At 67.8% G+C, this 12,817-nt stretch carries 12 protein-coding genes; 7 read left to right on the top strand and 5 right to left on the bottom strand.

Features of this window, described 5'->3' with window-relative positions:
- The first annotated feature begins 23 nt into the window (after positions 1–23).
- Complete coding sequence (aroC, locus tag CXY91_RS13160; RefSeq protein ID WP_100961842.1) at positions 24–1,142, top strand: chorismate synthase; 1,119 nt, start codon at positions 24–26, stop codon at positions 1,140–1,142.
- A 4-nt stretch (positions 1,143–1,146) separates the two neighbouring features.
- Here aroC and CXY91_RS13155 read toward each other — a convergent pair whose 3' ends face one another.
- Positions 1,147–1,779 carry a TetR/AcrR family transcriptional regulator gene (locus CXY91_RS13155; RefSeq protein ID WP_248307460.1) on the bottom strand — a complete coding sequence of 211 codons (633 nt, stop codon included), beginning with the start codon at positions 1,777–1,779 and terminating at the stop codon, positions 1,147–1,149.
- Positions 1,780–1,844: 65 nt separating this feature from the next.
- Between CXY91_RS13155 and CXY91_RS13150 the strand changes: the two genes are divergently transcribed.
- Together CXY91_RS13150 and ribB are read left to right on the top strand one after the other, a co-directional pair.
- The gene (locus tag CXY91_RS13150; protein ID WP_100961840.1) at positions 1,845–3,050 is read left to right on the top strand and encodes a serine hydrolase domain-containing protein; all 1,206 of its coding nucleotides are present in this window, start codon (positions 1,845–1,847) and stop codon (positions 3,048–3,050) included.
- An 84-nt stretch (positions 3,051–3,134) separates the two neighbouring features.
- Positions 3,135–4,421 carry a 3,4-dihydroxy-2-butanone-4-phosphate synthase gene (gene ribB, locus CXY91_RS13145; RefSeq protein ID WP_091837631.1) on the top strand — a complete coding sequence of 429 codons (1,287 nt, stop codon included), beginning with the start codon at positions 3,135–3,137 and terminating at the stop codon, positions 4,419–4,421.
- Positions 4,422–4,431: 10 nt separating this feature from the next.
- Here ribB and CXY91_RS13140 read toward each other — a convergent pair whose 3' ends face one another.
- Positions 4,432–5,361: a histone deacetylase family protein gene (locus tag CXY91_RS13140; RefSeq protein ID WP_100961927.1), complete on the bottom strand. Its 930-nt coding sequence runs from the start codon at positions 5,359–5,361 to the stop codon at positions 4,432–4,434.
- A gap of 233 nt (positions 5,362–5,594) precedes the next feature.
- Here CXY91_RS13140 and CXY91_RS13135 point away from each other — a divergent pair, with 233 nt between their 5' ends.
- Positions 5,595–6,191 carry a L,D-transpeptidase gene (locus CXY91_RS13135; protein ID WP_100961839.1) on the top strand — a complete coding sequence of 199 codons (597 nt, stop codon included), beginning with the start codon at positions 5,595–5,597 and terminating at the stop codon, positions 6,189–6,191.
- A 27-nt stretch (positions 6,192–6,218) separates the two neighbouring features.
- Here CXY91_RS13135 and CXY91_RS13130 read toward each other — a convergent pair whose 3' ends face one another.
- Positions 6,219–7,115, bottom strand: coding sequence for a metallophosphoesterase (locus CXY91_RS13130; RefSeq protein WP_100961838.1), 897 nt, complete (start codon positions 7,113–7,115; stop codon positions 6,219–6,221).
- A gap of 531 nt (positions 7,116–7,646) precedes the next feature.
- The gene (locus tag CXY91_RS13125) at positions 7,647–9,029 is read right to left on the bottom strand and encodes an aminotransferase (RefSeq protein WP_100961837.1); all 1,383 of its coding nucleotides are present in this window, start codon (positions 9,027–9,029) and stop codon (positions 7,647–7,649) included.
- A 356-nt stretch (positions 9,030–9,385) separates the two neighbouring features.
- On the opposite strand from CXY91_RS13125, the gene CXY91_RS13120 reads away from it, so the two are divergent.
- The 3 genes from CXY91_RS13120 to CXY91_RS13110 are packed head-to-tail and all read left to right on the top strand — an operon-like array spanning position 9,386 to position 11,376.
- Positions 9,386–9,916 (top strand): hypothetical protein, encoded by a 531-nt coding sequence (locus tag CXY91_RS13120; RefSeq protein WP_091837621.1) that lies wholly within the window; start codon positions 9,386–9,388, stop codon positions 9,914–9,916.
- A 17-nt stretch (positions 9,917–9,933) separates the two neighbouring features.
- Positions 9,934–10,332: a VOC family protein gene (locus tag CXY91_RS13115; protein ID WP_100961836.1), complete on the top strand. Its 399-nt coding sequence runs from the start codon at positions 9,934–9,936 to the stop codon at positions 10,330–10,332.
- A gap of 18 nt (positions 10,333–10,350) precedes the next feature.
- Positions 10,351–11,376 (top strand): DmpA family aminopeptidase, encoded by a 1,026-nt coding sequence (locus CXY91_RS13110; protein WP_100961835.1) that lies wholly within the window; start codon positions 10,351–10,353, stop codon positions 11,374–11,376.
- Positions 11,377–11,378: 2 nt separating this feature from the next.
- Here the strand turns inward: CXY91_RS13110 and CXY91_RS13105 are convergent.
- A partial coding sequence (locus tag CXY91_RS13105) for an amidase family protein (RefSeq protein ID WP_100961834.1) occupies positions 11,379–12,817 on the bottom strand: 1,439 nt, incomplete at its 5' end.

Raw genomic sequence — 12,817 nt, 5'->3', positions numbered from 1 at the left:
ACGCAAAGCAGCGTCGGGCTCCCATGTCGCACAACACCTTCGGCCATCTCTTCCGCGTCACCACCTTCGGCGAGAGCCATGGTCCTGCGATCGGCTGCGTCGTCGATGGCTGCCCGCCGCTGATCCCGCTGAGCGCGGCCGAGATCCAGCGCGACCTCGACAAGCGCCGGCCCGGCCAGTCGCGCTACACCACGCAGCGCCAGGAGCCGGACCAGGTCCGCATCGTCTCCGGCGTCTTCGCGCGCGAGGCCGATGGCGAGCAGGTCACGACGGGAACCTCGATCGGGCTGCTGATCGACAATGTCGACCAGCGCTCGAAGGACTATTCCGAGATCAAGGACAAGTATCGGCCCGGCCATGCCGATTTCACCTACGACGTGAAATACGGCATCCGTGACTATCGCGGCGGTGGCCGCTCCTCGGCGCGCGAGACGGCGATGCGGGTCGCGGCCGGGGCGATCGCCCGCAAGGTCGTGCCGGGCATGGTGGTGCGCGGCGCCCTCGTCCAGATGGGACCGCACAAGATCGATCGCGGCAACTGGGACTGGGACGAGGTCGGCAACAACCCGTTCTTCTGCCCGGATGCGAAGGCGGCCGAGCGCTTCGCCGATTATCTCGACGGCATCCGCAAGTCCGGCTCCTCGATCGGGGCGGTGCTGGAGATCGTCGCCGAAGGCGTGCCGGCGGGCCTCGGCGCGCCGATCTACGGCAAGCTCGACGCCGAGCTCGCCGCGGCGCTGATGAGCATCAACGCGGTCAAGGGCGTCGAGATCGGCGACGGTTTCGCCGCAGCCGAGCTTTCCGGCGAGGAGAACGCCGACGAGATGCGCGCCGGCAATGACGGCAAGCCGCTGTTCCTGTCGAACCATGCCGGCGGTATCCTCGGCGGCATCTCGACCGGCCAGCCGATCGTGGCGCGCTTTGCGGTCAAGCCGACCTCGTCGATCCTGTCGCCCCGCGCCACGGTGAACCGCACCGGCGGCGAGACCGAGATGTTCACCAAGGGCCGGCATGACCCCTGCGTCGGCATCCGTGCCGTGCCGGTCGGCGAGGCCATGGTCGCCTGCGTGCTCGCCGACCAGTATCTGCGCCATCGGGCGCAGGTCGGCGTGATCGAACCGCGCTGGCCGTTCGAAAGCTGACTGATCAGCGCCGGGCGCTTGCGATCGTAGTGACCGCCAGCGCCGCGACGGCGTCGAGTTCGCCTGCAGCCGCGCCGTCATTGGCCTGGATCGAGAGCCCTTGCAGGATCGCTCCGAGATAACGGGCCAGTGCCGCGCAATCGGTCTCGTCCTTGAGCTGATGCTCGGCGACGGCGCGCTCCAGCCGGGCCTGGAAGAGGGCGATGCTTGCGGCGCGGTAGCCCGCAACCTCCCTGGCGATATCGCCGTGCTCGCTGCCGTAGTTCACCAGCGCCGCTGACAGCATGCAGCCCCTCGGCTGCCCCTCGCTGCAGAACTGGCGCACGGATGCGGCGTAGAACTGCCTGAAGGCCTCGACGATATCCGGCTCGTCGAGCGCCGCACGCGCCGCCGAGCCGACCTCGCCGAGATACCAGCCGAGCGACTCGCGGAAGAGGTCTGCCTTCGATTTGAAGGCGGCATAGAGGCTCTGCGGCGTGATCCCCATCGCCTCGGTGAGATCGACGAGCGAAGCACCCTCATAGCCGAGTTTCCAGAAGGTCTTGCCGGCGGCGGCCAGCGCCTTCTCCCGATCGAAGGCGCGCGGCCGGCCGCGCGGCCGGCGATCCGTCTCATCCTTATTTATCACAGTGATCACTCTGGAATTCATTCTGGAAGCGCGATATCAGGAGCGATCGCTCCTTATATCGAAAGTCGATCGCCATGCGTAGCCTTCCCATTCTGCTGGTCGGACTCATGCTCTCGCTGCAAGCCATGGCGCAGCCGGCCCCCGATACGGCGCTCTCGGCCCGGATCGAGCGCGTCGTCGCGCAGGCCATTGCGGAGAAGCGGCTCGTCGGGGCCGTCGTGCTCGTCTCTCGCGGCGGCAAGCTCATCCATCACCAGGCCGCCGGGTTCGCCGATCGCGAGGCGGGCCGGCCGATGCAGGAAGATGCGATCTTCCGCTTCGCCTCGGTGACGAAGCCGATCGTCTCTGCGGCAGCGATGAAGCTGGTGGAGGAGGGCAAGCTTCGCCTGGATGATCCGGTGACGCGCTTCCTGCCGGATTTCCGGCCTGCCCTCCCGGACCGGACGCAGCCGACGATCACGGTGCGCCAACTCCTGACCCACACATCGGGGTTGAGCTATCGCTTCTTCGAGCCGTCGGGCAGCGCCTATCACACGCTCAACGTGTCGGACGGAATGGACCAACCCGGGTTGAGCCTGAAGGAGAATCTGCGCCGCCTCGGCCAGGCGCCGCTCGGGTTCGCTCCCGGGACGAAATGGAGTTATTCGCTCGGCATCGACGTGCTCGGCGGTGTGCTCGAGGTTGCCTCGGGCGAATCGCTGCCCGCGGTCGTCCAGCGCCTGGTCACCCGCCCGCTCGGCATGAAGGACACAGGCTTTGCGGTGGCGGACTCGACGAGGCTCGCCGTGCCCTACGCCGACGGAAGGCCCGCCCCCGTGAAGATCACGGACGACATGGCGGTGCCTTTTGGGACGGGCAGTGTTCTCTTTACCCCGAGCCGCGTCCTCGATCCGGCCTCATTTCCCTCGGGCGGCGCCGGAATGGTCGGCACCGCCGGGGACCTGCTGCGGTTCTTGGAGGCGATCAGGACGGGCGGTGCGCCGATTTTGAAGCGCGAAACGGTGGCGGCGATGATGCAGGACCAGGTCGGAGTCCAGGCGGCGACGCAGGGGCCGGGCTGGGGCTTCGGCTATGGCTGGGCGGTGCTCGACGACCCGAAGGCGGCCGCGACCCCGCAGGCCCGGGGCACGCTGCAATGGGGCGGCGCCTACGGCCACAGCTGGTTCGTCGATCCGACCAATGAGCTCATCGTGGTCGCGCTGACCAACACGGCCTTCGAGGGCATGGCGGGGCCGTTCGTGACGCAGTTGCGCGATGCCGTTTATGGCACGGCCAGATGACGCCAGATCGCGCTTTTCAGTAATACTGAAATAAGCCGATCCGCTTCATTGAAATCGAAGGGTGGCGGTGCTAGCTATCACGCCATGAAGCTCGACGCCTGGCTCCAGCAAACCAAGACCGCCCGCAGCGCCTTCGCGCGCCAGGTCGGCCTGTCTCCGGCCAGCGTCACGGCGCTCTGCAACGATCCCACTTCCTGGATCTCCCGCGAGAGCGCCGAGCGTATCGCCGCCGCGACCGGAGGCGCCGTCACCCCCAACGACTTTCTGGGCCTGCAGAGCCCGCGCGAGGCTGCCATGACCGCAAGCAATGTCGCCGAGACCGTCGAAGCCTTCGCGCGCGGCGAGATCGTCATCGTCACCGATGACGACGATCGTGAGAACGAGGGCGATCTCATCGTCGCCGCCTCGCTCTGCACGCCGGAGAAGATGGCCTTCATCATCCGCAACACCTGCGGCATCGTCTGCGCGCCGCTGACGTCGGGCGAGGCGCGCCGCCTGCGGCTCGACCCGATGGTCTCCTCCAACGATGCCCCGCTCGGCACCGCCTTCACCATCACCGTCGACGTCAAGCATGGGCTGACCACCGGCATCTCGGCCGAGCAGCGCACCAATACGGTGCGCGCGCTCGCCAACGGCAATATGGGCGCCGCCGATTTCGTCCGGCCCGGCCATGTCTTCCCGCTGATCGCGAAGGATGGCGGCGTGCTGATGCGCTCTGGCCATACCGAAGCCGCCGTCGATCTCTGCAAGCTGGCCGATCTGCCGCCGGTCGGCGTGATCTGCGAACTCGCCAACGACGACGGCACGGTGATGAAGGGCGCGCAGATCACCGCCTTCGCCCAGAAGCACAATCTCAAGCAGATCACCGTCGCCGACCTGATCGCCTATCGCCAGGCGCGCGAGAAGCTGGTCGAGCGCGTGCATTCCTTCCCGGTCAAGACTGAGTTCGGCGAGATGACCGGCCATGTCTATGTGACGCCTTTCGACGACACCCAGCATTTCGCCTTCGTGATGGGCAAGCTCGGCGACGGCGAGAAGGTGCCGGCCCGTCTGCACCGCGCCAATGTCGTTGCCGACGTGCTCGGCGGGGCGTCCTCGATCCAGTGCGTGCTGCGCCGCTTCCAGCAGGAAGGCAAGGGCGTGCTGGTCTATCTGCGCGACGGTTCGGCCGGCGTGCCGATCAAGAGTGTCGATGGCGAGGAAGGCTCGGACGCGCTGCGCTCGCAGCAATGGCGCGAGGTCGGTCTCGGCGCCCAGATCCTGCGTGATCTCGGCGTCGCCTCGATCGTCAACCTGGCGTCCTCGACCCGCGCCTTCGTCGGCCTCTCCGGCTTCGGCATCGAGATCGCCGAGACGGCGCCGCTGGAGTGAGCGGCGACGGTTAGCCCCGCATCAGCGCCATGACATGGGCGGCGGTCGATTTCGACAGGCCTTCGAGGTCGTAGCCGCCCTCCAGGATCGAGACGAGCCGCCCGTCGGCATGACGGTCGGCGATCTCCATCAGCTTCTGCGTCGCCCAGGCGAAATCCGCTTCCTTCAGGTTGATGTTGGCGAGCGGGTCGCGCCAATGCGCGTCGAAGCCGGCCGAGATGATCACGAGGTCGGGCGCGAAGGCCGCGAGCCGCGGCAGGATCGCGCTCTCGAAGGCGTCGCGGAAGACGTCCGTGCCGTCGCCGGCCCGAAGCGGGGCATTGACGATCGTGCCGTGCTCACCGCGCTCGGACGGCGCGCCGGTGCCGGGGTAGAGCGGCATCTCATGGGTCGAGGCGTAAAGCACGCTGGCATCGCCCCAGAAGATCTCCTGCGTGCCGTTGCCGTGATGGACGTCCCAGTCGACGATGGCGACGCGCTCGGCGCCATGGGCCCTCTGCGCATGGCGGGCGGCGATGGCGGCGTTGTTGAAGAAGCAGAAGCCCATCGCCTTGTCGCTCTCGGCATGATGGCCAGGCGGGCGCATGGCGCTGAAGGCGTTGGTCGCGCGTCGGCTCATGACCTCGTCGACGGCGTGGACGGCCGCCCCGACGCCGTGAAGCGCCGCAGCGAGTGTCCCCGGCGACATGATGGTGTCGGCGTCGACCTGGACCATGCCCTCTTGGGGCGCGGCTTCGACGATCGCCTGCGCATAGGCGGCGGGGTGGCAGAGCGCGACCTGGGCGAGCGTGCCTTCCGGGGCCTCGACGCGCTGCAGGAGTGCGAATCGCTCATCCTCAAGGGCCTGCTGGACGGCGCGGATGCGGTCGGCGCGTTCGGGATGGCCCGGCGGCGTGACATGGCGGAGGCTGGAAGGATGGCTGATCAGCAGCGTCGTCACGCGCAAGTCTCCGATGGTCGCGAAGCTTTCCAAACGGGGTAGCCCGCAAGCGTGACCATATTGTCACTGCAATGCAGCAAGACGCCAGAGCAGGTGCCGAACTTCATTGCCTGTGAGTCATTTGCGCCGTAAGACCAGCCTGTGTTCGACCCGGGCCGTCTCTCGTCGGGTCACCGTTTTTTAACGATGCATTCATCATAACGAGCACCGTCTCGGTGCCGGCGGTGGACCCCATGAAGCAGACTCTCGTTACGGTGCTCGGCCTGTCGGTGCTTCTCGGAGCCTGCCAGTACAAGACGGTGCATGCACCGTCGCTGTCGGCGCGCGATGCCGAATACATGGCGCTCGTCCCGAATTTCGAGACGCAGATCACGCATCTGCCTTACGAGATCACCGACCCGACCGGCGAAGAGCCCGGCACGATCGTGGTCGATACCACCGAGAAGTTCCTCTACTTCGTCCTGCCGAACAAGAAGGCGATCCGCTACGGCGTCGCGACCGGCGACGAGGCCTTCGGCTGGACCGGCACGGCCGTGATGCAGCGCAAGGCCGAGTGGCCGCGCTGGACGCCGCCGGCCGAGATGATCGCGCGCTGGCCGCATCTGGCGCCGCGCGCCGGCGGCATGGAGGGCGGGCCGGACAATCCGCTCGGCGCCCGCGCGCTCTATCTCTACCAGAACGGCAAGGACACGCTCTACCGCATTCACGGCACCAACGAGCCGGAGACGATCGGCCGCTCGGCCTCGTCCGGCTGCATCCGGATGCGCAACATCGACGCGATCGACCTCTACAACCGCGCCGCTGTCGGCGGGAAGGTCATCGTCCGCTGACCCGGAGCGGCGCTGCGGCGTCGCCCATCATCCCAATTCGATCAGCACGATCTCCGGCGGCGCGCCCAGCCGGATCGGCAGCTTGCTGGTGCCGAGCCCGGCCGAGACCACGAGGTCGCGGCCATTCTCCCGGACATGGCCGTAGGCATAGCGGTTGCCGTAGCGCGAGGGCACGATCGGCGACCAGCCGAACAGCCTGACCTGGCCGCCATGGGTATGGCCCGCAAGGGTCAGCGCGACGCGAGAGGGCACCCTGGCGAAGATATCGGGCTCATGCGCCATCAGGATCACCGGCGCGTCGTCGCCGATCATGGCGAGCGTGGCCGGCAGGTCGTCGAGGCCGTAGCGCAGCCCGCGCGGACGACGGCGCAGGACGAAGGCCTCCTGGTCGCCGAGCCCGGCGATCCAGAGCGGGCCGGCGCTGGTTTCGAGCCGGACCGCCCGGTTCTCCAGGACGGGAATGCCCACCGCTTCGAGCGCGACCGTGGACTGGGTTGGTCCGCGGAGCTCCTTCTGAGCGCGCTCGTCCTGCCACCAGTCGTGATTGCCGAGCACGGCGAAACGGCCGGCAGGCGCTTCCAGGCGGGCGAGCTCGGCTGCCCATTCAGCCGGTGCGGGGTCGCTTGGCCTGCGGGTTCGGCTGGCGACGAAATCACCGACCAGCAAGGTCAGGTCCGGCTTCAGCGCATTGGTCTGCGCGACGATCTCACGCACGCGCGCAACCGGCATATGCGGTCCGCCGACATGCAGGTCCGTGATCACGGCGAGCCGCAGCCGGCGCCCTTCGGGCCAGCGGGCGGGCTTCAGCCGGTAGCGGGTCACGCCCTGATGCGTCGGTTCCCAGGCATAGGCGTAACCGCCCAGGCCGAAGCTGGACAAAAAAAGACCGGCGAGAGTCTGAAGAACTCTGCGCCGGTCAAGCATTTGGGGTCTCAGTCGGAGGTCGTCGTATCAATCTTCGAAACCGTTGCGCAGGAGCGCCGGAACGTCCCTGTGCTGCGAGGTCAACGCGGCCGGGGTCCAACGGGTTCCCGCGAGAATCGCAGGAATCGCGATCGGACGAAAGCGCGATGCATAGGCCTCACGCGCGCTGGCGTCATGAAAGCTGGCGGAGCGGTGCGCGGGGTGGCGCGGCTTATGCGTAGACATGATCCTCGGTTTCCGGTTGTGGCGCCGACGGTTCCTGGCCGTCAGCACCGCAAATGTCGCTGCCGATCGGGTCGGGCCGGCGGCGGCATTTTGAAATTGTCGTGACATTTTTCGTGTCACACCGAGGCTTTGGTCAGCTTTGGCACAGTTTCGCGGGGCGGCAGGCAAAATTCACTGCCAGCCGCCGTTTCACGGCATGGTCGGGCCTGTCCCGACCATCCACGTCTTCCTTCACCAGATGCGGTGCCCAAGACGTGGATGCTCGCCACAAGGGCGAGCATGACGTCGTGGTTCCAGAGTGCGCCTTCAGCCCGCGATCAGGCCTTCGGCCTTGACCCAGTCGAGCGTCTTGCCCAGCGCCCGCTCGTAACGGTCGAACAACTCGTCGATCTCGGCTTCGCTGATCACCAGCGGCGGGCAGAAGGCGACGCGGTCGCCGCCCAGAGCGCGCAGGATCAGCCCTTCCTCCTGGGCGAAGCTGGTCGACTTCAGGGCGACGCCCTTCTTGGCCTCGAACTGCGCCTTGCTCGCCTTGTCCTTGACGAATTCGATGCCGCCGATCAGGCCAACGCCGCGGGCTTCGCCGATCAGCGGATGCTCGGCGAGCTTGGTCAGGCGCTGCAGGAATTTCGGCGCGACCTTGCGGACGTGATCGATGATCTTGTCGCGCTTGTAGATCTCCAGCGTCTTGACCGCGACCGCGCAGCCGACCGGGTGGCCGGCATAGGTGTTGCCATGGCCGAAGGTGCCGATCTTCTTGCTCTGGTCGACGAGCACCTCATAGACCGGCTCGTTGATCAGCACGGCGCTGAGCGGGAAATAGGCCGAGGTCAGGGCCTTGGCGCAGGAAAGCGTGTCGGCCTTCATCTTGTAGGTGGTCGTGCCGAACATCTCGCCGGTGCGGCCGAAGCCGGTGATGACCTCGTCGGCGATGAACAGGATGTCGTATTTGGCGAGGACGGCGTTGATCGCCTCGAAATAGCCCTCGGGCGGGGTGACGGCGCCGCCGGCGCCCATCACCGGCTCGGCGATGAAGGCGGCGACCGTGTCCGGCCCCTCGCGCTGGATCATCTCGTCGAGCTCGGCGGCGAGCCGCGCCGAGAAGTCGAGCTCGCTCTCGCCCGGCTGTGCAAAGCGATAATGGTGCGGGGACGAGGTGTGCAGAATGCCAGGCAACGGCAGATCGAAATCGGTATGGTTGGCCGGCAGGCCGGTCAGCGAAGCCGAAGCGACGGTGACGCCGTGATAGCCCTTCAGACGCGAGATGATCTTCTTCTTCCTGGGCCGGCCGAGCGCATTGTTCATGTACCAGACCAGCTTGACCTGGGTGTCGTTCGCGTCCGAGCCGGAGGCGCCGTAGAACACCTTGGAGATCGGGACCGGGGCGATCTCCTTCAGCTTCTCGGCCAGCTCGATCGCCGGGTCGTGGCTGCGGCCGGAGAAGAGATGGGTGAAGGGCAGCTTCTTCAGCTGCTCATAGGCGGTCTCGGCCAGCTCCTGGTTGGAATAGCCGAGCGAGGTGCACCAGAGCCCGGCCATGCCCTCGATATAGTCCTTGCCGGTGGTGTCGTAGACGAAGACCCCCTTGCCGCGCTCCAGCACCAGCGGGCCGACCTCGCGATGGGTGGCAAGGTTGGTGTAGGGGTGGACGAGCGTCTCGATGTCGCGGACGGCGAGGTTGGTCAGCATTCCCGGCTCCCGATGTTTATGCGTGATTTATGCGAGCATAGACCGCGGCCAGCGCAAGCGCTGAGCGATTTTCCTGCAGATCGGAGCAGAGTCTGGCGCGGGGCGGGGCCGGCGCGTCGGATTCTTGAGGCAGCTTCCAATCTGCAGCCCTCATCCTGAGGAGCGATCGCAGATCGCGTCTCGAAGGATGCTCCAGATGGTTCAGGAGCCCCTTGGAGCATCCTTCGAGACGCAGCCTGAAGGCTGCTCCTCAGGATGAGGGCTGAGAGGCGGGTATTGCGGCTGGAATCATTCCAAACCGGCTTGCCAGCCGCCGCGACGATGCGCATGGTTCTGCGCGCTTTCGAGAGAGCCCGATGATCGATCCCGCCCGTATGGTGAACCAGCCGGCGCCCGGCCGCGACTGCGGCACGTGCACATTGTGCTGCAAGGTCTATGATGTGCCGGCGGTCGAGAGCGTCGCCGGCAGCTGGTGCAAGCATTGCCTGCCCGGCCGGGGCTGCGGCATCCATGCGACGCGGCCGGATCATTGCCGGGCCTTCTTCTGCCTCTGGATGACGCAGAACTTCCTCGGGCCGGAATGGAAGCCCGACAAAGCCCGCTTCGTGCTGACCATGGACCCGGCGACCAACTGGCTCTTCGTCCAGCTCGACCCCGGCGCGCCGCAGGCCTGGCGCAAGGAGCCCTATCTGACCCAGCTGCGGCGCTGGGCCGCCGCCGGCAACCGCCCGGTGATCGTCTTCCTGAACAAGTCGGCGACCGCCGTCATGCCGACGCATGACGTGCCGCTCGGTATACTCGCTGCAGACGAGCGGCTGGTCCTGCGCGAGGAGCTCGCAGGCGGACGGCCGCGTGTGACCGTCGCGAAGGTCAAGGCCGCGGCGTGAGCGTGCCGGAACGGCCGATGCTGCATCACCTGTCATTCGGCGTGGCCGATATCGCGCGGGCCGCGGCCTTCTACGATGCCGTGCTCGCGCCGCTGGGTTACGTCCGGGTCTGGAGCGATCTTCGGCCGGGCGAGGCCAATCAGGCGGTCGGCTACGGTGTTGCGGGCGGTGGGGACGGTCTGGCGCTGAAGCACCGCCCGGACGGGCAGCGGCCGCCGGGACCGGGGTTCCATGTCGCCTTCGCGGCTCCCAGCCGGGAAGCGGTCGATGCTTTCCATCTGACAGCTCTCCAGCATGGCGGGCGCGACAATGGCGGGCCGGGCCTGCGCGCCCATTACGGCCCGCACTACTATGCGGCCTTCGTCACCGATCCCGATGGCCACAACATCGAAGCCGTGTTCAACACCGCCGTCTAATCGGAATTGGAGACTCGATTGAGCAAGCGGGCGCGGGACTATGGCCTGATCTGCGGCTCGCTGCCGCCGGGCCCGCTCAATGCGATCACCGATGTTGCCGGCGTCGCCGTCGGCCACCGCACCATCCGCGAGGGCGATATCCGCACCGGCTTCACCGCGGTGCTGCCGCATGACGGCGACCTCTTCCGCGAGAAGGTGAGGGCCGGCGTCGACGTCATCAACGGATTCGGCAAGAGCGCCGGGCTGATGCAGCTCGCCGAGCTCGGCCAGATCGAGACGCCGCTCCTGCTCGGCAACACCTTTGCGGTCGCGACGGGAATCGAGGCGCTGGTCGGGCGGGCGCTCGCGGCCAATCCCGAGATCGGCCGCAGCACCGGTACGGTCAATTCGCTCGTGCTCGAATGCAATGACGGCTTCCTCTCCGATATCAGGGCGCGCCGCCTGACCATCGCCGATGCGGAAGCTGCGCTCGATGCTGCCAAAAGCGGACCGGTCGAGGAGGGCGCGGTCGGCGCCGGCACCGGCATGAGCGCCTTCGGCTTCAAGGGCGGGATCGGCACGGCCTCGCGATTGGTCCAGCTCGATGGCCGCAGCTTCACGGTCGGCGTGCTGGTGCAGGCGAATTTCGGGAATGCCGGCGACCTCGTCCTGCCGGATGGCCGCCGGCCGGTGCCGCCCGAGCAAGGCACCCAGCCGCCGGAGCGCGGTTCGGTGATCATCATCCTGGCGACCGACCTGCCGCTGGAGAGCCGGCAGCTCAGCCGCATCGCCCGGCGCTGCGGCGCGGGGCTGGCCCGGCTCGGCGCCTTCTGGGGCAATGGCAGCGGCGACATCGCCATCGCCTTCTCGACCGCGGGCCGGATCGCGCATTTCGAGGCGGCCGATCTCGTCCCGCTCACGGTCCTCAATGAGAACCGGATCGACCTGCCCTTCCGCGCCGCGGCCGAGGCGACGCAGGAGGCGGTGCTGAACGCGATGCTGGCCGCGCCGGAGACGATCGGACGCGACGGCAAGCGCCGGCCGTCGCTGGCGGATTGGCTGTAGGCTCAGGCCGCAGCGACAGGCGGCACGCGATAGCCGCCACCCAGTCTCTCCAGCATCGCGCCGACCGCGATCGCCGTCCGGTCCTCACTGAGGGGTGCGATGATCTGGACACCGGTCGGCAGGCCAGCCTGCGACAAGCCCACCGGGGCGCTCAGCGAGGGCAGGTCGGCGCCGGTGGCGAGGCTCGCCCAGCACAGGAAGTCGAGATAGGGCCGCTCTACGCCGTCGATGTCGAGCCGGCGGGCGTGGAAATCGGGCAGATGGTCGTGCTTCTGGCTTGCGACCGGCGCCGGCGGGCAGAGCAGCACATCCCAGTTCTGGAAGAAGCGGGCCCATTGCCGCTTCAGGGCGAGGCGGCGCTGCTGGAGCTGCTGATAGAGCCCGGGCGTCATCCTTGCGCCGCGCGCCTGCAGCGCCTGATGCGAGAGGTCGCCGGGCGCGAACTTCGCCGCTTGCGCCTGGATGCGGGCGCGCACCTTCGGCGGCAGGCCATAGGCGACGACGGCGTGATTCAGGAGCGCATAGACCTCATAGGCCTCGCTGAAGCGGAAGCCGGGGCGGGCGGCCTCGTCGACGATGGCGCCGGCCTCAGTGAGGCGCCGGCCGGCTTCGCGCACGGTGTCCGAGACCTCCTTGGTCACCGGAGCGAACGGCTCCTGCGCCCAGATTGCGACCCGCAGGCCCTTCGCCTCCGTCCTGCGCGGGGCGGGCAGCGGCGCTCCCGCTATATTCGGGTCGCGCGGGCCGGTCAGCACCGGCAGGATCAGGTCGAGGTCTTCGGTGGCGCGGGCGATCGGGCCGGCGACGACGAGGTCGGCATTGCGCAAGGTGCGCCGCTCGGGCGGCGGCGGGATCAGACCCCAGGTCGAGACCAGGCCCCAGCTGGTCTTGAGCCCGAAGACGCCGCAGGCCTGCGCCGGCCAGCGGATCGAGGAGCCGAGATCGGAGCCGAGCTCGAAGGCGCTCATGCCCGTGGCGACCGCGACCGCTGCCCCGCCCGAAGAGCCGCCGGGCGAATACTCGGGATTCCACGGGTTGTTGGCGATGCCATGGGCCGGGTTGTAGCTCTGGAAGTCGCCGGAGAAGACCGGAACAAGCGTCTTGCCGAGGATCACCGCGCCGGCGGCGCGCAGGCGGGCGACGGCTGCGGCATCCTCCTGCGGGACGCGCTCCTTGTACGCGGGCAGGCCGCCGGAGGAGGGCAGGCCGGCGACGTCGAAGGCGTCCTTGATCGTGATCGGCAGGCCTTCGAGCGGGCGGGCTTGCCCAGTGGCGATGCGCCGATCCGACTCAGCTGCCATCGCCCGCGCGGTGTCGCGATCCTGCGCGACGATGGCGTTGAGCGTGGGGTTCAGCGCATCGATACGGGCGAAGGTCGCCTCGAGCAGCTCCGCCGCTGTGAAGCGTCTGGCAAGCAGACCGGCGCGCAGGCTCGTGGCGG

The organism is Allobosea sp. FBZP-16 (genome assembly GCF_002831785.1).
GTDB lineage: Bacteria > Pseudomonadota > Alphaproteobacteria > Rhizobiales > Beijerinckiaceae > Allobosea > Allobosea lupini.
The sequence above is the reverse complement of the archived record's forward strand: the minus strand, read 5'-3'. Positions and strand labels throughout refer to the sequence as shown.